General features: G+C 67.1%; 21 protein-coding genes. 17 read left to right on the top strand and 4 right to left on the bottom strand.

What is annotated here, in order from left to right; translation table 11 throughout:
- Positions 1–34: 34 nt before the first annotated feature.
- From atpA to ACSFA7_RS08350, 15 genes are all read left to right on the top strand, one after another.
- Entirely contained in the window at positions 35–1,648 is a 1,614-nt protein-coding gene (gene atpA / locus ACSFA7_RS08420; RefSeq protein ID WP_435498981.1) for a F0F1 ATP synthase subunit alpha, read from the top strand.
- Positions 1,649–1,681: 33 nt separating this feature from the next.
- Positions 1,682–2,557, top strand: a complete 876-nt coding sequence (gene atpG, locus ACSFA7_RS08415) for a F0F1 ATP synthase subunit gamma (RefSeq protein WP_042577548.1) — start codon at positions 1,682–1,684, stop codon at positions 2,555–2,557.
- A gap of 88 nt (positions 2,558–2,645) precedes the next feature.
- Positions 2,646–3,035, top strand: a complete 390-nt coding sequence (locus tag ACSFA7_RS08410) for a hypothetical protein (RefSeq protein ID WP_041943073.1) — start codon at positions 2,646–2,648, stop codon at positions 3,033–3,035.
- Between the two features lie 126 nt (positions 3,036–3,161).
- A complete protein-coding gene (atpD, locus tag ACSFA7_RS08405) occupies positions 3,162–4,562 on the top strand; it encodes a F0F1 ATP synthase subunit beta (protein WP_042577550.1) in 1,401 nt (466 codons plus the stop codon).
- Positions 4,563–4,584: 22 nt separating this feature from the next.
- Positions 4,585–5,004: a F0F1 ATP synthase subunit epsilon gene (locus ACSFA7_RS08400; protein WP_013543863.1), complete on the top strand. Its 420-nt coding sequence runs from the start codon at positions 4,585–4,587 to the stop codon at positions 5,002–5,004.
- A gap of 233 nt (positions 5,005–5,237) precedes the next feature.
- Positions 5,238–6,407 carry an ROK family protein gene (locus tag ACSFA7_RS08395; RefSeq protein WP_435499554.1) on the top strand — a complete coding sequence of 390 codons (1,170 nt, stop codon included), beginning with the start codon at positions 5,238–5,240 and terminating at the stop codon, positions 6,405–6,407.
- A complete protein-coding gene (locus ACSFA7_RS08390) occupies positions 6,404–7,942 on the top strand; it encodes a sugar ABC transporter ATP-binding protein (RefSeq protein WP_435498980.1) in 1,539 nt (512 codons plus the stop codon). The genes ACSFA7_RS08395 and ACSFA7_RS08390 overlap by 4 nt, the downstream gene beginning before the upstream one ends.
- Positions 7,905–8,939 carry an ABC transporter permease gene (locus ACSFA7_RS08385; RefSeq protein ID WP_435498979.1) on the top strand — a complete coding sequence of 345 codons (1,035 nt, stop codon included), beginning with the start codon at positions 7,905–7,907 and terminating at the stop codon, positions 8,937–8,939. The genes ACSFA7_RS08390 and ACSFA7_RS08385 overlap by 38 nt, the downstream gene beginning before the upstream one ends.
- Positions 8,940–8,982: 43 nt before the next feature.
- Positions 8,983–9,945: a substrate-binding domain-containing protein gene (locus ACSFA7_RS08380; RefSeq protein WP_176662058.1), complete on the top strand. Its 963-nt coding sequence runs from the start codon at positions 8,983–8,985 to the stop codon at positions 9,943–9,945.
- Positions 9,946–10,002: 57 nt separating this feature from the next.
- On the top strand, positions 10,003–11,169 hold the full coding sequence (locus ACSFA7_RS08375; RefSeq protein WP_435498978.1) for a Gfo/Idh/MocA family protein: 1,167 nt from the start codon (positions 10,003–10,005) through the stop codon (positions 11,167–11,169).
- Positions 11,170–11,218: 49 nt separating this feature from the next.
- Positions 11,219–11,911: a phosphatase PAP2 family protein gene (locus ACSFA7_RS08370; RefSeq protein ID WP_435498977.1), complete on the top strand. Its 693-nt coding sequence runs from the start codon at positions 11,219–11,221 to the stop codon at positions 11,909–11,911.
- A gap of 76 nt (positions 11,912–11,987) precedes the next feature.
- Positions 11,988–12,512, top strand: a complete 525-nt coding sequence (locus ACSFA7_RS08365) for a DUF3617 domain-containing protein (RefSeq protein WP_435498976.1) — start codon at positions 11,988–11,990, stop codon at positions 12,510–12,512.
- Positions 12,513–12,574: 62 nt separating this feature from the next.
- Positions 12,575–13,636, top strand: a complete 1,062-nt coding sequence (locus ACSFA7_RS08360) for a ligase-associated DNA damage response exonuclease (protein ID WP_435498975.1) — start codon at positions 12,575–12,577, stop codon at positions 13,634–13,636.
- Positions 13,633–15,288: an ATP-dependent DNA ligase gene (locus ACSFA7_RS08355; RefSeq protein WP_435498974.1), complete on the top strand. Its 1,656-nt coding sequence runs from the start codon at positions 13,633–13,635 to the stop codon at positions 15,286–15,288. The genes ACSFA7_RS08360 and ACSFA7_RS08355 overlap by 4 nt, the downstream gene beginning before the upstream one ends.
- Positions 15,285–17,909 carry a ligase-associated DNA damage response DEXH box helicase gene (locus tag ACSFA7_RS08350; RefSeq protein ID WP_435498973.1) on the top strand — a complete coding sequence of 875 codons (2,625 nt, stop codon included), beginning with the start codon at positions 15,285–15,287 and terminating at the stop codon, positions 17,907–17,909. The genes ACSFA7_RS08355 and ACSFA7_RS08350 overlap by 4 nt, the downstream gene beginning before the upstream one ends.
- A 5-nt stretch (positions 17,910–17,914) precedes the next feature.
- Here the strand turns inward: ACSFA7_RS08350 and trxC are convergent, their stop codons facing one another.
- Positions 17,915–18,361, bottom strand: coding sequence for a thioredoxin TrxC (gene trxC / locus ACSFA7_RS08345; protein WP_435498972.1), 447 nt, complete (start codon positions 18,359–18,361; stop codon positions 17,915–17,917).
- 122 nt (positions 18,362–18,483) lie between these two features.
- On the opposite strand from trxC, the gene pdeM reads away from it, so the two are divergent.
- The gene (pdeM, locus tag ACSFA7_RS08340; protein WP_435499553.1) at positions 18,484–19,122 is read left to right on the top strand and encodes a ligase-associated DNA damage response endonuclease PdeM; all 639 of its coding nucleotides are present in this window, start codon (positions 18,484–18,486) and stop codon (positions 19,120–19,122) included.
- A 113-nt stretch (positions 19,123–19,235) separates the two neighbouring features.
- Here the strand turns inward: pdeM and ACSFA7_RS08335 are convergent, their stop codons facing one another.
- Genes ACSFA7_RS08335 through ACSFA7_RS08325 form a run of 3 tightly spaced genes read right to left on the bottom strand, consistent with a single transcriptional unit; the run spans position 19,236 to position 21,292 of the window.
- A complete protein-coding gene (locus ACSFA7_RS08335; protein ID WP_435498971.1) occupies positions 19,236–19,766 on the bottom strand; it encodes a TPM domain-containing protein in 531 nt (176 codons plus the stop codon).
- Between the two features lie 2 nt (positions 19,767–19,768).
- Positions 19,769–20,683 (bottom strand): TPM domain-containing protein, encoded by a 915-nt coding sequence (locus ACSFA7_RS08330; protein ID WP_435498970.1) that lies wholly within the window; start codon positions 20,681–20,683, stop codon positions 19,769–19,771.
- A 9-nt stretch (positions 20,684–20,692) separates the two neighbouring features.
- Positions 20,693–21,292 (bottom strand): LemA family protein, encoded by a 600-nt coding sequence (locus ACSFA7_RS08325; RefSeq protein WP_435461970.1) that lies wholly within the window; start codon positions 21,290–21,292, stop codon positions 20,693–20,695.
- A 46-nt stretch (positions 21,293–21,338) separates the two neighbouring features.
- Between ACSFA7_RS08325 and ACSFA7_RS08320 the strand changes: the two genes are divergently transcribed.
- Positions 21,339–22,091, top strand: coding sequence for a hypothetical protein (locus tag ACSFA7_RS08320; protein WP_435498969.1), 753 nt, complete (start codon positions 21,339–21,341; stop codon positions 22,089–22,091).
- The last annotated feature ends 2 nt before the right edge of the window (positions 22,092–22,093 follow it).

Raw genomic sequence — 22,093 nt, 5'->3', positions numbered from 1 at the left:
CTCCATCGCCTTACAAAGAAAGAAGGAAAGAGTCATGCAACTCAATCCCGCAGAAATTTCCGAACTGATCAAGAGCCGCATCGAGGGCCTCGGGGTCGGCGCCAACATCCGCAACGAGGGCACCGTGGTTTCGGTGACCGACGGCATCGTGCGCGTGCACGGCCTGTCCGACGCGATGCAAGGCGAAATGCTTGAATTCCCGCCCACGGCAGACGGCACGCCGTCGTTCGGCCTCGCGCTGAACCTTGAGCGCGACTCGGTCGGCGCCGTGATTCTGGGCGAGTACGAGCACATCTCCGAAGGCGACACCGTCAAGTGCACGGGCCGCATTCTGGAAGTGCCGGTCGGCCCCGAACTCATCGGCCGCGTGGTGAACGCACTGGGCCAGCCGATCGACGGCAAGGGTCCGATCAACGCCAAGATGACCGACGTGATCGAAAAGGTCGCTCCGGGCGTGATCGCACGGAAGTCCGTCGACCAGCCGATGCAGACCGGCCTGAAGTCCATCGACTCGATGGTGCCCGTCGGCCGTGGCCAGCGCGAGCTGATCATCGGCGACCGCCAGACCGGCAAGACGGCCGTGGCGATCGATGCGATCATCAACCAGAAGGGTCAGAACATGACCTGCGTCTACGTTGCGATCGGCCAGAAGGCTTCGTCGATCAAGAACGTGGTGCGCTCCCTCGAACAAGCCGGCGCGATGGACTACACCATCGTGGTGGCCGCATCGGCCTCCGAATCGGCGGCCATGCAGTACGTGTCGGCCTACTCGGGCTGCACCATGGGCGAATACTTCCGCGACCGCGGCCAGGACGCGCTGATCGTCTATGACGACCTGTCCAAGCAAGCCGTGGCCTACCGTCAGGTGTCGCTGCTGCTGCGCCGCCCGCCAGGCCGCGAAGCGTACCCCGGCGACGTGTTCTATCTCCACAGCCGCCTGCTCGAGCGCGCAGCCCGCGTGAACGCTGACTACGTCGAAGCCTTCACCAAGGGTGAAGTCAAGGGCAAGACCGGTTCGCTGACGGCACTGCCCATCATCGAAACGCAAGCCGGCGACGTGTCCGCCTTCGTTCCGACCAACGTGATCTCGATCACCGACGGCCAGATCTTCCTGGAAACCAGCCTGTTCAACGCCGGCATCCGTCCCGCCATCAACGCCGGTATCTCGGTGTCGCGCGTGGGTTCGTCGGCGCAGACCAACCTGATCAAGAACCAGTCGGGCGGTATCCGTACCGACCTGGCCCAGTACCGTGAACTGGCCGCGTTCGCGCAGTTCGCTTCCGACCTCGACGAAGCGACCCGCAAGCAACTCGACCGCGGTGCGCGCGTGACGGAACTGCTCAAGCAGACCCAGTACAGCCCGCTGCCGATCTCGTTGATGAATGCCACGCTGTTCGCAGTGAACAAGGGCTTCATGGACGACATCGACGTCAAGAAGGTGCTCTCGTTCGAACACGGCTTCCACCAGCTGCTGAAGACGAGCCACGCTGCCCTGCTCGAGACCATGGAAAAGAATGGCGCCAAGTGGGACGTGAAGCCCGCCAAGCCGGACGACAGCGCTGAAAAGCAAGCCTTCAAGAAGGTTTGCCAGGACGCCGAAGCCGAACTGCTGGCAGCCGCCACCTCGTTCAAGAAGTCGTTCGCCTGATCGACCCCTTGACCGACGCAAGAAGGAGTTCATATGGCAGCTGGTAAGGAAATCCGCGGCAAGATCAAATCGGTGGAAAACACCAAGAAGATCACCAAGGCCATGGAAATGGTCTCGGTTTCCAAGATGCGCAAGGCGCAAGAGCGCATGCGTGCCGCCCGCCCCTACAGCGAGAAGATCCGCAACATCGCGGCCAACCTCGGCAAGGCGAACCCCGAGTACACGCACGCATTCATGAAGAAGAGCGACGCCAAGGCGATCGGCTTCATCATCGTGACGAGCGACAAGGGGCTGTGCGGTGGCTTGAACACCAACCTGCTGCGCGCCGTGACGACCAAGCTGCGCGAAGCGCAGTCCGCTGGCGTGGCCATCGAGTCGGTCGCCATCGGCAGCAAGGGCCTGGGCTTCCTGAACCGCATCGGCGCCCGCGTGGTCGCGCATGTCACCCACCTGGGCGACACGCCGCACCTGGACAAGCTCATCGGCCCGGTCAAGACCCTGCTCGACGCTTACGCGGAAGGCAAGCTCTCGGCCGTGTACCTGTGCTACACGAAGTTCATCAACACGATCAAGCAGGAGCCGCTCGTCGAGCAGCTGCTGCCGCTGGCCGCAGACTCGCTGAAAGTCGAGGAAGGCCAGCATTCGTGGGACTACATCTACGAGCCCGATGCGCAAAGCGTGATCGACGAGTTGCTGGTTCGCTATGTGGAGTCGCTGGTCTACCAGGCCGTGGCCGAGAACATGGCGTCCGAGCATTCGGCGCGGATGGTGGCCATGAAGGCTGCCACCGACAACGCAGGCAACGTGATCAGCGAGCTGAAACTGGTCTACAACAAGACCCGCCAAGCCGGCATCACGAAAGAGCTGTCGGAAATCGTGTCGGGCGCGGCTGCAGCCGCCGGCGTTTGATAGAGGCAGTGCAACGGGCCACATTGCCGAACGGGCGCGCTCTGCGCGTCCGACAACACAGGCCTACTTTTTAGGGGACTTTGCGCACATGAAGAAACTTCTCGTTCTGGTGGCTGTTGCTGCCGCTCTGACTGCTTGCTCCAAGAAGGAAGAAGCGCCCGCTGCTGCTCCGGCTCCTGCCGCCGCACCTGCGCCCGCTCCTGCCGCTCCGGCATCGGCACCGGCCGCAGCAGCACCTGCTGCCGCAGCCCCGACGGCATCGGCCGCGGACCTGCCGCAAGAGTGCAACGACTACCTGACGAAGGTCCAGACCTGCGTGGGCGCACAAAGCGGTGCTGCCGCCGATGCGATGAAGGCCAGCCTCGACCAGACCAAGGCCACCTGGGCTTCGATGGGCGCCGACAAGGCTGCCCTGGGCCAGGCCTGCAAGGCCGCTTCGGACGCTTTCGCTGCACAAGCGACGGCCATGAAGTGCTGATCTGAAGAAGTAGTTCAAGGGTGCCGGCCCGTCCGGCATTCTTGCAAAAGCGGCCCGTTTTGGCACCAGGACGCTTCTGCAAGAACCTGTCGCAAATTTATTGAGATCCATCCAGAAGGAAACGCCATGGCTGAAGGAAAAATTGTCCAATGTATCGGCGCCGTGGTCGACGTGGAGTTCCCGCGTGACCAGATGCCCAAGGTGTATGACGCCTTGAAATTCGAAGGCGGCGGACTGACCCTCGAAGTTCAGCAGCAGCTGGGCGACGGCGTGGTGCGCACCATCGCACTGGGCTCGTCCGACGGCCTGCGCCGCGGCCTGATCGTCACCAACACCGGTGCACCCATCACGGTGCCCGTCGGCAAGGCCACGCTCGGCCGCATCATGGACGTGCTTGGCCGTCCGATCGACGAGCGCGGCGAAGTGAGCCAGGACCTCACCGCCTCCATCCACCGCAAGGCTCCCGCGTACGACGAACTGTCGCCGTCGCAAGACCTGCTGGAAACCGGCATCAAGGTGATCGACCTGGTGTGCCCGTTCGCCAAGGGCGGCAAGGTGGGCCTGTTCGGCGGCGCCGGCGTGGGCAAGACCGTGAACATGATGGAACTTATCAACAACATCGCCAAGGCTCACTCGGGCCTGTCGGTGTTCGCCGGTGTGGGTGAACGTACCCGCGAAGGCAACGACTTCTATCACGAGATGGCCGACTCCGGCGTGGTGAACCTGGACAACCTCCCCGAGTCGAAGGTGGCCATGGTCTACGGCCAGATGAACGAACCCCCGGGCAACCGTCTGCGCGTGGCGCTGACCGGCCTGACCATCGCCGAGTCGTTCCGCGACGAAGGCCGTGACGTGCTGTTCTTCGTGGACAACATCTACCGCTACACGCTGGCCGGTACCGAAGTGTCGGCGCTGCTGGGCCGTATGCCTTCCGCCGTGGGCTACCAGCCCACGCTGGCCGAGGAAATGGGCCGCCTGCAAGAGCGGATCACCTCGACCAAGGTCGGCTCGATCACCTCGATCCAGGCCGTGTACGTGCCAGCCGACGACTTGACCGACCCGTCGCCCGCTACCACCTTCGCCCACTTGGACTCGACCGTGGTGTTGTCGCGTGACATCGCCTCGCTCGGTATCTACCCCGCCGTGGACCCGCTGGACTCGACCTCGCGCCAGCTCGACCCGAACGTGGTCGGCGAAGAGCACTACAACGTGGCCCGCGCCGTGCAAGGCACGCTGCAGCGCTACAAGGAGCTGCGCGACATCATCGCGATTCTGGGCATGGACGAACTGGCTCCCGACGACAAGCTCGCCGTGGCCCGCGCCCGCAAGATCCAGCGTTTCCTGTCGCAGCCGTTCCACGTGGCCGAAGTGTTCACCGGCTCGCCCGGCAAGTACGTGCCGCTGGCCGAAACCATCCGTGGTTTCAAGATGATCGTGAACGGCGAAGCCGACCACCTGCCGGAACAAGCGTTCTACATGGTGGGCACGATCGACGAAGCGTTCGAAAAAGCCAAGAAGGTCGCTTGAGGCGGCATAGATAGGAACTCAGATGGCAAACACCATTCACGTCGACGTGGTCAGCGCGGAAGAGTCGATCTTCTCGGGCGAAGCCAAGTTCGTCGCGCTGCCCGGTGAAGCCGGTGAGCTCGGCATCTATCCGCGCCACACCCCGCTGATCACGCGCATCCGCCCCGGTGCCGTGCGCATCGAAACGGCCGACGGCGGCGAAGAGTTCGTCTTCGTGGCCGGCGGCATTCTCGAAGTGCAGCCGAACGCCGTCACCGTGCTGTCCGACACCGCGATCCGCGGCAAGGACCTCGACGACGAGAAGGCCAACGTGGCCAAGGCCGCGGCCGAGGAAGCGCTCAAGAACGCGAAGAGCGACATCGACATTGCGATGGCGCAATCCGAATTGGCCGTGATGGCCGCGCAGATCGCTGCGCTGCGCAAGTACCGCCAGAAGAAGTAAGCGCCACACTGCGCTTCTTCCCACGAAAAGCCGCCTTCGGGCGGCTTTTTTGCGTCTGGACGTGTGCCTCAAGTCATCTTCGATCTGAACTTGGTCGAAGTTCGACCTTGTCCGGCTGAAGCTCCACCCCTAGTATTCGCGTTCGCCCGGCGGCCGAAGGCTTTCGGGGCGGCAAGACAAAAGAACACGGAGACAAGCGCGTGGCACCCTGGAGTGGCATCACTGCGGATGAAATGCGGTTGCTGGAAACGACCTTCTGGTCGGCCGGCGGCTCGCGCCACGCCATGGCCGAACAGCTGGGCTTTTCCAAGAGCAAGGCCAACGCGCTGATCGCCGGGCTCGTCGACCAGGGCCTGCTGGCCGAAGCCGGCCTGCAACGTTCCTCCGGCGGCCGTCGCGCCGAAAACCTCCAGCTGCATGCCGGCCTCGGCGTGCTCATCGGCATCGACATCGGCGCCACCAGCCTCGACGTGGCGGTGCTGCGCCCCGACCTCACCGTGCTCGCACAGCATGACGAACCTGCCGACGTGCGCGACGGCCCTGCGGTCGTCCTCGCCCGCGTCCGCACGCTGATGCGCGAACTGCTCGCCCGTTGCGGCCACAGCGCCAAGAACGTGCTGGGCATCGGCATCGGCGTACCCGGTCCCGTCAACTTCGAGATCGGCCAGCTCGTGAACCCGCCGCTCATGCCGGCGTGGGACAGCTTCTCGATCCGCGATTACCTGCGCGAAGACTACGCCGCGCCGGTTTTCGTCGACAACGACGTGAACCTCATGGCGCTCGGCGAGTTGTGGCGCCTCAAGCGCTCGCTCACCAACTTTCTCGTCATCAAGATCGGCACCGGCATCGGCTGCGGCATCGTCTGCCATGGCGAGGTGTACCGCGGCGCCGCGGGCTCGGCCGGCGACGTGGGCCACATCTGCGTCGACCAGGAAGGCCCGCGCTGCCATTGCGGCAACCTCGGCTGCGTCGAGGCCATGGCCGCAGGCCCCGCGATCACGCGCATGGCGATGCAGGCGGCCGAGGCGGGCGAGAGCGAGGTGCTGGCCGAATGCCTGCGCGTGCACGGCCGCATCGACGCGATCGACGTGGGCCAGGCCAGCCGCGGCGGCGACACCGCGGCCAACGGCATCATCCAGCGCGCGGGGAGCCTGATCGGGCAGATGCTCGCGTCGGTGGTCAATTTCTTCAATCCGTCGCACGTGTTCATCGGCGGCGGCATCACGCGCATCGGGCCGCTGTTCCTCGCGGCCGTGCGGCAGAGCGTGTACCAGCGCTCGCTCGCGCTCTCCACGCGGCACCTGGAGATCCAGTACACGCCGCTCGGCACGCAGGGCGGCTTGATCGGTGCCGGTGTTCTCGCGATGCACGAGACCCTGAAAGTTCGCGGAGTGGCGCCATGAGTGCAGCGGAAAACGTCAAGGGCAGCGTCGCCGTCGAGTTCGACGGCGTGGTGAAGGCCTTCGGCCCCGTGCAGGTGCTGCACGGCGTGAGCTTCGCGCTCGCGCCCGGCCACGTGTACGGCCTCCTCGGCGAGAACGGCGCGGGCAAGTCCACGCTGATGAAGATCCTCGCGGGCTACGAACAGCTCACCGGCGGCACGTTGCGCATCAACGGACAGCCGCAGCAGTTCGCGAGTTCGCGCGATGCCGAGGCGCTGGGCATCGTGCTGATCCACCAGGAGTTCAACCTCGCCGAAGACCTGAGCGTCGCGCAGAACATCTTCCTCGGCCACGAAAAGAAAAAAGGCTGGCTGCTCGACGACACCTCGATGGAGCGCGACGCCGCAGCAGCGCTCACCGCCGTCGGCCTGCAGGTCGATCCGCGCACCAAGGTGCGCAAGCTCATCGTCGCCGAGAAGCAGCTCGTCGAGATCGCCAAGGCCATCGCCCGCCGCGCGCGCCTGTTGATCATGGACGAGCCCACCGCCACGCTCACGCCCGGCGAGACCGAGCGCCTGTTCAAGCTCATCGCGCAGTTGCGTGCCGATGGCGTGACCATCGTCTACATCTCGCACAAGCTCGACGAAGTGGAGCAGGTGACCGACGAGGTGATCGTGATGCGCGACGGCCGCTTCGTTGCCCGTGCGCTCACGCCCGATGTCACACGCCACCAGATGGCCAACTTGATGGTGGGCCGAGAACTCGCCGACCTCTACCCGCCGCGCGACCTCGTCGTGGCCGCCGATACACCCGCCATGCGCGTGCGCAACTTCACCGTGCCCGGCTGGGCGCAGGACGCGAGCTTCGAGGTGCGCCCCGGCGAGATCCTCGGCTTCGCAGGCCTCGTTGGCGCCGGCCGCACCGAACTGTTCGAAGGCCTCCTCGGCCTGCGCCCCGCGAGCGGCAGCATCGAGATGCTCGGCGAGCCCGTGCCCCACAACAAGGGCTGGCGCAATCCGCGCGATGCCGCCAAGAACGGCCTCACGTACCTCAGCGAAGACCGCAAGGGCAAGGGCCTGCACGTCAACTTCGGCCTCCGCCAGAACCTCACGCTGATGGCACTGGAGCGCTATGCCAAGCCGTGGCTGCAGCCCGAGGGCGAGCGCGGCGCGCTGGCCGAGGCGGTGAAGGACTACGGCATCCGCACCGGCTCGCTCGACGTCAAGGCCTCGTCGCTTTCGGGCGGCAACCAGCAGAAGCTCGCGCTCGCCAAGGTGCTGCAGCCGCAGCCCAAGGTGGTGGTGCTCGACGAGCCCACGCGCGGTGTCGACGTGGGCGCCAAGCGCGATATCTATTTCCTGATCCAGCGACTCGCCCGCGAAGGGCTCGCGGTGATCGTCGTCTCGTCGGAGCTGATGGAACTGATCGGCCTGTGCCATCGCGTCGCGGTGATGCGCGCAGGCAAGCTCGTCGCCACGCTGGACGCGGACCATTTGACTGAAGAGGAGCTCATCGCTCATGCCACCGGAACAGCAAACTCCCCCGTCGCAGCCTGAAGGCGCGGCAGCCGCTGCGCACCGCAGCGAGGCCAAGCCGCGCTGGACCGAACGTCTGCACGGCCTCGGCCCGGTCATCGGCCTCGTGCTGCTGTGCATCGCAGGCACGCTGCTCAACGGCGACTTCGCCACCGTCGACAACGCGATGAACGTGCTCACGCGCACGGCCTTCATCGGCATCATCGCGGTGGGCATGTGCTTCGTGATCATCTCTGGCGGCATCGATTTGTCGGTGGGCTCGATGGCCGCGCTCATCGCGGGCAGCGTGATCATGTTCATCAACTGGGCCGGCCCCGCCTCGGGCTCGCCGATGCTGGCGGTGGTGATGGGCGCGGTGCTCGCGGTGGTGCTGGGCGCGGTGTTCGGCCTCGCACACGGCCTGCTGATCACCAAGGGGCGCATCGAGCCCTTCATCGTGACGCTGGGCACGCTGGGCATCTTTCGCGCGTACCTCACGTACTTTGCCGATGGCGGCGCGCTCACGCTCGACAACGACCTGTCGGACCTCTACGCGCCCGTGTACTACGCGAGCCTCGCGGGCATTCCGGTGCCGGTGTGGGTGTTCGTGATCGTCGCGATCATCGGCGGCGTCATCTTGAACCGCACGGCCTACGGTCGCTACGTGCAGGCCATCGGATCGAACGAGCAGGTGGCGCGCTACGCGGCGGTCGATGTGGACCGCGTGAAGATCATGACCTACGTGCTGCTCGGCGTCTGCGTGGGCATCGCGACGCTGCTGTACGTGCCGCGCCTCGGCTCGGCCTCGCCGACCACGGGCCTCCTGTGGGAGCTCGAGGCGATCGCCGCGGTGATCGTCGGCGGCACGGCGTTGAAGGGCGGCGCGGGCAGCATCACCGGCACGGTGGTGGGCGCGATCCTGCTCTCGGTCATCAGCAACATCCTGAACCTCACCAGCATCATCAGCGTGTACCTGAACGCGGCTGTCCAGGGCTTCGTGATCATCATCGTCGCGTTCCTGCAGCGCGGACGTCGCTAGTTCCTTCCCGTTTCATTCCACCCACCAAGAGGAGACATCCAGCATGACAACTTTCACCCGTCGCATCGCACTCACGGCCGTCGCTGCCGCGGCGTTCGCCAGCCTGCCCGCGCTCGCCGCCGAAAAGGTCAACCTCGGCGTTTCGATTCCTGCGGCCACGCACAGCTTCATGGGCGGCATCAACTACTGGGCCAACCAGGCGAAGAAAGACCTGGAGAAGGAACACAAGGACCTGAAGATCACGATCAAGACCGCGGCCAACGCGCCCGAGCAGGCCAACCAGCTGCAGGATCTGTCGACGGTCACCAAGATCAACGCACTGGTCGTGTTCCCGTTCGAATCGGCCGCGCTGACCAAGCCGGTCGCGCAGGTCAAGGCCAAGGGCGCGTACGTCACCGTGGTCGACCGCGGCCTCACCGACACCAGCGCGCAGGACGCGTACGTGGCCGGCGACAACACCGCCTTCGGCAAGATCCCCGCCGAATACATCGTCAAGCAACTCGGCGGCAAGGGCAACGTGGTCGCGCTGCGCGGCATTGCCACCACGCTGGACAACGAACGCATGGACGCCTTCAATGCGGTGCTCAAGGGCAGCCCCGACATCAAGCTGCTCGATGCCAAGTACGCCAACTGGAACCGCGACGACGCCTTCAAGGTCACGCAGGACTACCTCACGCGCTTCAAGCAGATCGACGCCATCTGGGCCGCCGATGACGACATGGCCGTGGGCGTACTCAAGGCGATTTCGCAGGCCAAGCGCGACGACATCAAGATCGTGTTCGGCGGCGCGGGCGCCAAGGACATGGTCAAGACCATCATGGACGGCAAGGACAAGCGCATCGGCGCCGACGTGAGCTACTCGCCCAAGTTCATCTACGACGCGATCAAGCTCACCGCTGAAGCGCGCCTGAAGGGCGAGAAGCTGCCGGCGACGACGATCATTCCTTCGGTGTTGATCACCAAGGAAAACGCAAAAGATTTCTACCACCCGAACTCGCCGTTCTAAAGGCGTCTCGCTCCCTCTCCCCTAGGGGAGAGGGACAGCTTCCAGGAACGCTTCGACATGACCGACACACCTCTTCGCAAGCTCCGCTACGCCATGGTCGGCGGCGGCCGCGACGCCTTCATTGGCGCCGTGCACCGCAAGGCCATGGCGCTGGACGGCCAGATCGAATTCGTCGCGGGTGCGCTTTCGTCCAGCCCCGATAAGGCGCGCGCCTCGGGCCGCGACCTGGGCCTGGCCGACGACCGCAACCACGGCAACTGGCAGACGCTCCTGGCCGACGAGCTCCAGCGCCCGGCGGACCAACGCATCGATTTCGTCTCGATCGTCACGCCTAACCATGTGCACTTTCCGGTCGCGCAGGCCTTCGCCGACGCGGGCTTCCACGTCGTGTGCGACAAGCCACTGGTGCACACGCGTGACCAGGCCGATGCGCTGGTCGCCACCGTCGCGAAGCAGGGCACGGTGTTCGGCGTCACCTACAACTACACCGGTTACCCGATGGTGCGGCAGGCGCGCGAGATGGTGCGCTCGGGCCAACTCGGCGACATCCGCAAGATCGTCGTCGAATACAACCAGGGCTGGCTCGCGAGCCACGTCGAGGGCAGCGGCAGCAACAAGCAGGCCGACTGGCGCACCGACCCCGCGCGCAGCGGCGCGGCCGGCGCCATCGGCGACATCGGCTCGCATGCCGAGAACCTTGTCGCAAGCATCACGGGCCTCGAAATCGAAAGCCTCTGCGCCGACCTCACCGCGCATGTGCCGGGCCGCATGCTCGACGACGACGGCAGCCTGCTGCTGCGCTTCAAGGGCGGCGCGCGCGGCGTGCTGATCGCTTCGCAGATCAGCACGGGTCTCGAGAACGACCTGCGCCTGCGCATCTCCGGCGCGCTGGGCACGCTCGAATGGCACCAGGAACAGCCGAGCCAGCTCGTGCACTTGCCGCACGACGGTCCCAAGCGCATCTTCACGCGCGGCGGGCCTTGGCTGTGCGAAGCGGCGCGGCGTGCAAGCCGGCTGCCGACGGGGCACCCCGAAGGCTTCATCGAGGCCTTCGCCAATATCTACGCGGGCGTGGCGGCGGACATCCGCGCGCGGCTCGCGGGCCAGGCGGCCGATCCGATCGCGGCGGACTATCCGCGCGTGGAAGACGGCGCGCGCGGCGTGCGCTTCATCGAACGCACGGTGGCTTCGGCCCAAAGCCAATTAAAGTGGACGCCCTGGTGACGCGCCGGCCTCGCACCCGCGAGGCCATGCCGCGTTGCCATCGGCATCCATGACGCATCCCTCTTCCGACGATTCTTCTTCAACGCGATGGCTGCGCGCCCTGTGGCTGCGCTGCAAGACGCTGTGGCCGCTCAAGCTGGTGGGCAACACCGTCGCCACCATCGGTTTCTTTCCGCTGTACTTCTGGATCATGAAGAACGCGGGCCAGGCCTGGGTGCTGCCGCTCACCGCGTTCGACCGGCTGATCGCGTTCTGGCCGGCGGTCCTTCCCATTTATCTTTCGCTCTGGGGCTACATCGCATTGCCCGTGTTGCTGGCGAAGGACAGGCGCGAGCTCTGGAGCTTCTCCTTCGGCTGCGCGGCGATGACGGCCTTCGCGCTGGCCGTCTTCTGGTTCATGCCCACGGCGATTCCGAACTTCACCATCGATGCCACGCCGGGCACCTCGCTGCATTTCCTGAAGACCGTCGACTCCGCCGGCAATGCCTTCCCGTCGCTGCACGTGTCGTTCTCGGTGTTCGCCTGCATCGTGCTCGCGCGCCAGTTGCGCGACGCTGCAGCGCCGGCATGGCTGCGCCTCTTCAACGTGGCATGGGCCGTGGCCATCGTGTATTCGACGATGGCGGTGCGCCAGCATGTGCTGATCGACGTGCTCGGCGGGCTGGCGCTGGGCCTCGCGCTCGGCTTCGCCTCTCGCGAGCGCGGCGCCGTGGCGCCACCGCCGCAAGCCCGCACGGCGTAGGCCGATTGCGGTATTCCGCCGTGGCGGTGCGGACGGTACAAAGCGGGATCGTCGTCTACCGAATGCGGAGCCCGTCATGAAGATCCGTTCCTCCGTTGCCGTGGCCTGCATGGTCGCCGGCACCATCGCTGCCGGTTCCGCCTTTGCCATCGACTACCCGGCGCGCAAGCCCGGTCTCTGGGAAATCAAGACCGGCGACGGCACCACCGGCAAGGCGGCCGACCAGACCATCCAGCAATGCATCGACGCGGCCAGCGACAAGGCGCTGCGCGACATGGGGCAGGGCATGGGCAAGGACATGTGCGCCAAGCAGGACCTGCGCATCGAGAGCGGCAAGCTGGTCATGGACTCGGTCTGCAAGATCGGCACCACCACCGCCACCTCGCGCGCCGTGATGACGGGCGATTTCAGCTCGAGCTACCGCATGGAGAGCAAGTCGACCTACAGCCCGCCGCTGATGGGGCGCACCGAAGGCACCAGCGTCATGGACGCCAAATGGGTCGGCCCCTGCAAGCCGGGCCAGAAGCCGGGCGACATGGTGATGTCCAACGGCATGACGATGAACGTGCTCGACATGATGGGCGGACGCGGCAAGAAGTAGGCGCCGGCCCACATCGCTTCGGGGCGGCCATTCGGCGGCGCTGGCGGCCGGTCGGGCCTACGATGGCGGCCATGCCCGACAAGCTGGATCTCGTCGTCGCCCGGCCCGAGGGCCTGTACTGCCCGCCCGGCGATTTCTACATCGACCCGTGGCGGCCGGTGGCGCGCGCGGTCATCACGCATGCGCATTCGGACCATGCTCGCGTCGGTCACGCGCACTACCTGGCGCACACCGACAGCGCGGGCACCTTGCGCACGCGGCTCGGCGCCGACATCAACCTGCAGACCCTCGCATACGGCGAAGCCATCGAGCACCACGGCGTGCGCCTCTCCCTTCACCCGGCCGGCCATGTGCTGGGATCGGCGCAGGTGCGGCTCGAACACGGCGGCCGTGTGTGGGTCGCCTCGGGCGACTACAAGACCGAGCCCGACGGCACCTGCACGCCCTTCGAGCCGGTGCCTTGCGACACCTTCATCACCGAATCGACCTTCGGCCTGCCGATCTACCGCTGGCCCACGCAGGCCGTGCTGTTCGCGGAGATCGATGCCTGGTGGCGCGCGAATGCGGAAGCCGGCCGCGCGTCGGTGCTGTTCTGCTATGCCTTCGGCAAGGCGCAGCGCATCCTGCACGGGGTCGATGCGTCGATCGGACCCATCGTCGTGCACGGCGCGGTCGAGCCGCTCAATGCGGTGTACCGCGCGGCCGGCGTGGCGCTGCCGGAGACGGTGCGTGTCACCGATCCGGGCGTCGATGCGGCGCTGCTGAAGCGATCTCTTGTGCTGGCGCCGCCCTCGGCGCAGGGCACGCCATGGATGAAGCGCTTCGGCAACTACGCCGATGCCTTCGCGAGCGGCTGGATGCAACTGCGCGGCACGCGTCGCCGGCGCGGTGTGGACCGCGGCTTCGTCATGTCCGACCATGCCGACTGGCCCGGCCTGCAGCAAGCCATTGCGGGCACAGGCGCCGAGCGCGTGTTCGTCACGCACGGCAGCGTGCAGGTGATGGTGCGGTGGCTGACGGAGAACGGGCTCGATGCGCAGGGCTTCAAGACCGAGTACGGCGATGAAGACGACCAGGAAACGCCGGCCGCAGCGCCCGCCGCCGCCGAAGAGGAGGCGAAGTGAGAGCCTTCGCCGCGCTCTACCGCGAACTCGACGCGAGCACGTCGAGCCTTGCCAAGCAGGCCGCGTTGCAGCGCTACCTGCGCGATGCCGACGCGGCCGATGCCGCATGGGCCGTCTACTTCCTCGCTGGCGGCAAGCCGCGTCAACTCGTGCCCACCAAGCTGCTGCGGCTGCTCGCGCAGGAAGCCGCGGGCTTGCCCGAGTGGCTGTTCGACGAGAGCTACGACGCCGTCGGCGATCTCGCCGAGACCATCGCACTGCTGTTGCCGCCGCCGACCGAGGTGCACGACCTCGGACTCGCAGCCTGGGTGGAGCAGCACCTGCTGCCGCTGCGCGAAGCCGCTAAGACCGCGCCCGAGGAACTGGCGGACCGGCTGCGCGCCCAGTGGCGGCAACTCGCGGCCGAAGAGCGGCTGGTGTATTTCAAGCTCATCACGGGCGCGTTCCGCGTCGGCGTGTCGAAGCTGCAGGTCACGCAGGCGCTCGCGGCCGTGGGCGGCATCGATGCCAAGCGCGTCGCGCAGCGGCTCATGGGCTACACGCACATCGGCGCGCGGCCACGGGCCGGCGACTACGCCACGCTGATCGCGCCGGAGTCCGATGCCGAACAGGTTCAGAAGACCAGCGGGCAGCCGTACCCGTTCTTCCTCGCGCACCCGTTCAACATTCCGCTCGCGCATTTCGATGCGGTGCTGGGTCCGCCGGCCGACTGGATCGTCGAGTGGAAGTGGGACGGCATACGCGCACAACTCGTCAAGCGCGCGGGCGTCGTGTGGCTGTGGTCGCGCGGCGAAGAGCTGGTGACCGATCGCTTCCCCGAACTCGCCGTGCTGGGCGAGGCGCTGCCCGACGGCACGGTGCTCGACGGCGAGATCGCCGTGTGGCGTGAAGACAAGGTGCAACCCTTTGCGGAGTTGCAGAAACGCATAGGCCGCAAGACGCTGGGCGCCAAGCTGCTGCGCGACATTCCCGTGGTGTTGCTGGCCTACGACCTCCTCGAATGGGAAGGGCGCGACCTGCGCGCAGAGCCGCAGTCGGCGCGCCGCGTGCTGCTCGACGAACTCGTCACCCGCATGCAGCACCCCTCGCTGCTGCCGAGCCCTATGCTCACCGGCCTCGACTGGCCCGACCTTGCACGCCAGCGCGAAGCCGCGCGCACCATGGGCGTGGAAGGAATGATGCTCAAGCGCCGCGACGCGCAGTACGGCGTGGGCCGCACGAAGGATGTGGGCGTGTGGTGGAAGTGGAAGATCGAGCCACTCAGCATCGACGCCGTGCTCATCTACGCGCAGCGCGGCCACGGCCGCCGCGCGAGCCTCTTCAGCGACTACACCTTCGCGGTGTGGGATGGACCGCCCGAGCAGGAAGACCGCAAGCTCGTGCCGTTCGCCAAGGCCTACTCGGGGCTCACCGATGCGGAGATGGGGCGCGTGGACGCGATCATCCGCAAGACCACCATCGAGAGCTTCGGTCCGGTCAAGAGCGTCAAGCCGACGCTGGTGTTCGAACTGGGCTTCGAAGGCATCGCGCGCAGCACGCGGCACAAGAGCGGCATCGCGGTGCGCTTTCCGCGCATGCTGCGCTGGCGCGAAGACAAGCCGGTGGCGGAAGCCGACACGCTGCAGACGCTGGCTGCGCTGCTGCCGACATGAACAAGGCGGTCAAGGCGGCGCTCGATGCGTGGTTCGCCGCGCGCGGGTGGAAGCCGTTCAAGTTTCAACGCGATGTGTGGAAGGCCATCGCGGCTGGCAAGTCCGGCATGCTGCATGCAACCACCGGTGCGGGCAAGACCTATGCGGTGTGGCTCGGCGCGCTGCAGGTCTTCTCGCAGGCGCGCAAGGAAACCGCACGACCCGCCGCACCGCCGCTCACCGTGCTGTGGCTCACGCCCATGCGCGCGCTCGCGGCCGACACGCTGCGCGCGCTGAAGCAGCCGCTCGAAGCGCTCGGCGCCGAGGTGCATCCGTGGAGCGCGGGTGCGCGCAGCGGCGATACCACGTCGGCCGAGCGCAGCGCGCAGAACGAACGGCTGCCGACCGTGCTCGTCACCACGCCCGAAAGCCTCTCGCTGCTGCTCGCACGCGCCGACGCCAGTGACGTGCTGGGCCGCGTGAAGATGGTGGTTGTCGACGAGTGGCACGAGCTGCTCGGCAACAAGCGGGGCGTGCAGGTGCAGCTCGCGCTCGCGCGGCTCAAGCGATGGAACCCGGGCCTCGCGATCTGGGGCATGTCCGCCACGCTCGGCAATCTGCAGGAGGCGATGCATTCATTGCTGGGCCATGACGAGGGCGTGCTCGTGCAGGGCCAGGTGCCGAAGAAGCTCGTCATCGATTCGCTGCTGCCCGGCCGCGCCGAACGCTTTCCGTGGGGCGGGCACCTCGGCCTCACGATGCTGCCGCAGGTGATCGAGGAGATCGCCGCGAGCAGCACCACGCTGGTCTTCACCAACACACGCTCGCAGGCCGAGATCTGGTACCAGGCGATGCTCGAAGCCAAGCCCGAATGGGCGGGCACCATCGCGCTGCATCACGGTTCGCTCGACCGCGCGGTGCGCGAATGGGTGGAACTGGGGTTGAAGAGCGGCGAGCTCAAGGCGGTGGTCTGCACCTCGAGCCTGGACCTGGGCGTGGACTTCCTGCCGGTCGAGCGCGTGCTGCAGATCGGCTCGCCCAAGGGCGTGGCGCGGCTGCTGCAGCGCGCGGGCCGCTCGGGCCATGCGCCGGGGCGGCCGTCGCGCATCACGCTCGTGCCCACGCACAGCATCGAGATGGTGGAGGGCGCGGCCGCGCGCACGGCGATTGCGGAAGGGCACATCGAGGCGCGCCATTCGCCCGACCAGCCGCTCGACGTGCTGGTGCAGCACCTGGTGACAGTGGCACTCGGCGGCGGCTTCGTGCCCGACGATCTCTACGACGAGGTGCGCGGCACCGCGGCGTATGGATCGCTCTCGCGCGAGAGCTGGCAGTGGTGCCTCGACTTCGTCTCGCAGGGCGGCCCGTCGCTCGCGGTCTACCCCGACTACAAGCGCGCCGTGCCCGATGCTGAAGGCGTGTGGCGCGTGCCCGACGCGCGGCTCGCGCGGCGCCACCGCATGAACATCGGCACCATCGTGAGCGATGCGAGCATGGCGGTGCAGTACCTGGGCGGCTCGAAGATCGGCAATGTCGAAGAGGGTTTCGTCGCGCGCATGAAGCCGGGCGACTGCTTCCTGTTCGGCGGCCGCCTGCTTGAACTTGTGCGCATCCACGACATGACCGCCTGGGTGCGCCGCGCCACCGGCAAGCGCGCCGCGGTGCCGCGCTGGAATGGCGGACGCATGCCGCTGTCGAACACGCTGGCCGATGCGGTGGTGCAGCAGCTCGCGCTGGCGGGCGAGGGGCACTACAAATCGCCCGAGCTGCAGTGCGTGCGACCGCTGCTGGAGATCCAGCAGCAATGGTCCGCGCTCCCCACCCCGCAGACGCTGCTGGCCGAGACGCTCAAGACGCGCGAGGGCTCGCATCTCTTTCTCTATCCGTTCGCCGGCCGGCATGTGCACCTAGGGCTTGCGAGCCTGCTGGCTTGGCGCGTGGCGCAACACGAGGCGCGCACCTTCTCCATCGCGGTCAACGACTATGGCTTCGAGTTGCTGAGCGCGACCGAGGTCGATTGGCCCGCGCTGCTGCCGCAGGTGCTTCGCCTGCCGGAAGGCGAGGGCAAAGGCGAGGGTGATAAGGATGCGCGCACCGTGCTGCTGCACGAGGTGTTGGCCTCGCTCAATGCGGGCGAATTGGCGCAGCGGCGTTTTCGCGAGATCGCACGCGTGTCGGGGCTGATCTTTCAGGGCTATCCGGGCGAGAAGCGCAGCAGCCGGCAGCTGCAGGCGTCGTCGTCGCTGTTCTGGGAGGTGTTCCGCAAGTACGACCCGTCGAACAAGCTGCTGCAGCAGGCCGAGCAAGAGTTGCTCTCGCAGGAGCTGGAGATTGGTCGCCTTCGCGCGAGCCTGGAGCGCATGGCCACGCAGGAGCTCGTGCTGAAACCGCTGGAGCGGCCGACGCCGTTTTCGTTTCCGCTCATGGTCGAGCTGTTCCGCGAGAAGCTGTCGAACGAGAACGTGGCAGACCGTATCGCGCGGATGGTCGAGCAACTGGAGAAAGCCGCGGGCGGCGTGGTTACGGCCGGCGGTGTGGAGCGCGTGAAGAGCACGCTGGCGTTCGGGCAGGAGGGGCCGGGCAAACCACCCAAACCACGGCGCGAACGCAGGCGGCCTTCGCGACCGCTACCGCCACTGTGAGCCGATCAGCCGCCGTGCGCCTTCACCCACCGCACGATGTCCGCCGCGCCCATCGCGCCGGCCTGCCGTGCCACTTCGCGGCCATTGCGAAACAACGCCAGCGTCGGGATGCTGCGGATGTTGAAGCGTGCGCCGAGCGCGGGCACGGCCTCGGTGTCGACCTTGGCCAGGCGCACCTGCGGTTCGAGCTGGGCCGCGGCCTGCTCGTAGCCCGGCGCCATCTGGCGGCAGGGGCCGCACCACGGCGCCCAGAAGTCGACCAGCACCGGGATCTCGTTGCGCGCGATGTGGCGGTCGAAGGTCTTTTCGTCGGGCAGCGCGGTCGAATGGCCGACGAACAGTGCCTTGTGGCAGCTGCCGCAGTCGGGCGCGCTGCCCAGTTGCTCTGCGCGCACGCGGTTGGTCGTGTGGCAGTGCGGGCAGACGATGAGCTTCGGGGGCGATTCGGTCATAGGGAAGAACTGGGGCTCGCGCGGTTGAATTGCAAGATGGTCGCGGGCCTGCGCGTCATTTGCGACACTCCCCGGCTGTGACTTCCCGGCACCTTACCGCGTCTGCGCTCGCTGTCCAATGGGTGGGCGAGCTGCTGCACCTGCTGCCCGAGCGCGCGCTCTGGTGGCCTGGCGCTCGTGTGCTGTTCATCGCCGACCTTCACATCGGCAAGGCCGCGACCTACCGCGCGCTGGGCCAGCCGGTGCCGGGCGGCACCACGCAGGAGAACCTGGTGCGACTCGATGCGTTGATCGCCACGCACGCGCCCCGGCACATCGTCTTCCTAGGCGACTTCCTGCACGCTGCGCAGGCCCGCACGCCGCAGGTGCTGGCCGCGCTCGAAGCCTGGCGCGCCAGGCACGGGGACATCGCGATGACGCTGGTGCGCGGCAACCACGACAGCCGCGCGGGCGACCCGCCGGCAGCGCTGGGCATCGAAGTGGTCGACGAGCCCTTCCTGCTCGGCCCGTTCGCCTGCTGCCACCATCCGCAATCGCACGCCACGCACTTCGTGCTCGCGGGGCATCTGCATCCGGTGTGCCGGCTCTACGGACCGGGGCGCGACAGCGTGCGGCTGCCCTGTTTCGTGAGCGATGCGGGGCAGGCCGTGCTGCCGGCCTTCGGCGAGTTCACAGGCGGGTGGTTGGTGGACCGGGCGCCGGAGCGGCGCTTCTACGCGGTGGGCGGCGAGACCGTGTGGGCGCTGCCGGCATCGGACTGAAGGATTTGGCTCCTTCCCCCTCTGGGGGAAGGTCGGGATGGGGGCAGGCAGAGCGCCCGATGGCTACGCCGCTTGCCCCACCCCGGCCCTCCCCCGGAAGGGGAGGGAGAAAGTCAGAGCACGACCGGCTCGTCCGGCAACTCGTTCGTGTCGGCCTCGTCCTCGGCCAACGGAAAGTGCGCGACCAGCAGGGCCGACATTTCTTCCAGCGCCTGCGTGAGCCCGTCCTCGAAGCGGCCTTCGCGAAACGCCGTTCCCATGCGCTGCGTCATCGCGGCCCATTCGGCATCGTCCACGCGCGAGTCGATGCCGCGGTCGGCCACGATCTCGATCGCATGCTCGGCCAGCAGCAGGTAGATCAGCACGCCGTTGTTGTGCTCGGTGTCCCACACGCGCAGCTTGCCGAACAGCGTGACGGCGCGCTCCCTCGGCGGCGCATGGCGCCACAGGTACGACATCGGAAGGCCCGCTTCGACGCAGATGCGCACCTCGCCGCTGTGGCGCCGCTCGCTCGCGGCCACGCGGCTGGCGAGCCGTTCCATCGCGTCGTTGGGCAGCACGCGGCGCACCGCGGCTTCGTCGGTCCACCGATGGCGCCAGATGCGGCCGAGCTTCGAGAAGAACGTGGGTTCTGCAGTTGCCATGTTCACCAGTCTCCCGAGGCGCCGCCGCCACCGAAATTGCCACCGCCGCCGGAGCTGAAGCCGCCGCCTCCACCACCGCCGCCACCGCTCCATCCGCCGCCTCCGCCGCTGCTCCAACCACCACCGCCTCCGCCGCCGCGACCGCCGCCAAACCCGGCGAGGCCCGAGAACAGCGAGACCATGAGCGCGATCAGCCCGGCAATCACCGCGATGACCGTGCTGGTCGTGAGAAAGAACGCGACCGCGCCGATGCCCCCGCCCATGACGACCGAGCCCAGCGTCTTGCCCAGGATGGCGCGCACGATCGGCGCGCCGACGAAGACGCCGACGAACAGGAAGATCGCGAGGTTCTCCCAGTCGAAGTCGCCGCCCGAACTACCGCCGCCGCTGTTGCGCGAAGGCTCGGGCAGCGGCTCGCCGTCGACCAGGCCGATGAGCCGGTCCACCGCCGCATTCAGGCCGCCCGCGAAGTCGTTGTTGCGAAAGCGCGGCTTCATCTCCTCGTCGATGATGCGCACGGCCGCGAGGTCGGGCACCGCGCCTTCGAGCGCCTTGGCGGTGGCGATGCGCATCTTGCGATCGTCCTTGGCGACGATCACGAGGAGGCCGTCGCCCACGTCCTTGCGGCCGATCTTCCAGGCATCGCCCACGCGCTGCGCGTAGCTGGCGATGTCTTCGGGCTGGGTGGTCGGTACCATCAGCACCACGATCTGCGAGCCCTTGCGCTGCTCGAAGGCCGCGAGCTTGGTTTCGAGTCCCGAGCGCTGCGCGGCGTCGAGCGTGCCGGTCTGGTCGATGACGCGCGCGGTGAGCGCGGGCACCGGCAGCAGGCCTTGCGCGAGCGCGGGCAAGGCGATCCATGCCAGCGCTGCGACGAAGACTGCAGCCAGCGCGCGGCGGATCAGGGCTGCAACCATCGGCGCGGCTTACTTCTTCGGTGCGCTGAAATCGACCGTGGGCGGTGTCGAGATCTGCGCTTCGTTCTGCACCGAGAAGTTGGGCTTCGGCGCGTAGCTGAAGATCTTGGCCGTGATGTTGGTGGGGAAGCTGCGCGCGAGCACGTTGTACTCCTGCACGCTCTCGATGTAGCGGTTGCGCGCCACGGTGATGCGGTTCTCGGTGCCTTCGAGCGTCACGCGCAGGTCGCGGAAGGCCTGGTTGGCCTTGAGCTCGGGATAGCGCTCCGACACCACCATCAGCCGCGAGAGCGCCGAGGAGAGCTCGCCCTGCGCCTGCTGGAACTTGTTGAAGGCCTCGGGGTTGTTGAGCGTCTCGGGCGTCACCTGGATCGAGGTGGCCTTGGCGCGCGCCTCGATCACCTTGGTGAGCGTGTCCTGCTCGAAGCTGGCCTCGCCCTTGACGGTGGCCACGATGTTGGGCACGAGGTCGGCGCGCCGCTGGTACTGGTTGAGCACCTCGCTCCAGGCCGATTTGCTGGCCTCGTCGAGGGACTGGAACTGGTTGTAGCCGCATCCGCTCAGGGAAACGACCGCCGCGAGAATCAAGAGCCAGCGCTTCATCATCATTTGCATTACCTCCGCAGAAGAAGCGGAAGGTAGCATAGGTGGCTCCATGTCCCTCGATCCCCTACAGGCACTGCAGGCCGCGAACCGCGCGGTATCGCCCCTTGCTGCGGCGAACGCCGGCACTTTGCTGATCGCGGGTGCGACAGGCGCCCTGGGGCAGGAGCTGTTGCGAAAGCTGGCCGGCCGCCATCGTTTTGCCCATGCCCGCGTGCTGTCGCGCGAGCCGATCCGCGACGGACTTCGTGGCGTCGAGACGTACCTGAGCCCGGACCTGCCGATCGCGCAATGGCCGCTGACGTCTGCCGACACCGCGGTCATTGCTTTCGATCCGCCCCGGCTTTACCACGACCGCGAGCGTGCGCTGTGGGTGCCACAGCCTTCCGACCTGCCCGAGCTGGCGAAATGGCTGCGCGCCTGCGGCGTGCAGACACTGGCCATCGTGCAGCCGCACGACCAGGGCAAGTTGCCCGAGGCGCTCAAGCGCGGCCTCGCGAGCCTGGACGAGCAGGCGGTGGTCGCCAACGGCTTCGACCGGGTGATCCTCGTGCGCTCGGCGCGCAAGCCGCTGTATGCCAAGTTCGCCAACCCCGCCGAGCGGCTCGCCGCCTGGATGCTGTCGGTCGTGCGCTTCATGGTGCCCAGCAGCGAACAGCCGGTGCGCGCTTCCAAGGTGGCCGAGCTGGTCGATGTCGCATTGCGCATCGCACCGTCGGGCGTGCACGTGGCCGCGCCGGAGATGGTGTGGGAGGCCTCGCAGGGTCAGCAGATGCAGGCGGTGGCGCAGCGCTGGCTGGGCTGACG

This window comes from Variovorax trehalosi, assembly GCF_051216415.1.
In the GTDB taxonomy this organism is placed as follows: Bacteria; Pseudomonadota; Gammaproteobacteria; order Burkholderiales; family Burkholderiaceae_C; genus Variovorax.
This window is presented reverse-complemented; position numbering and strand designations above follow the sequence as displayed.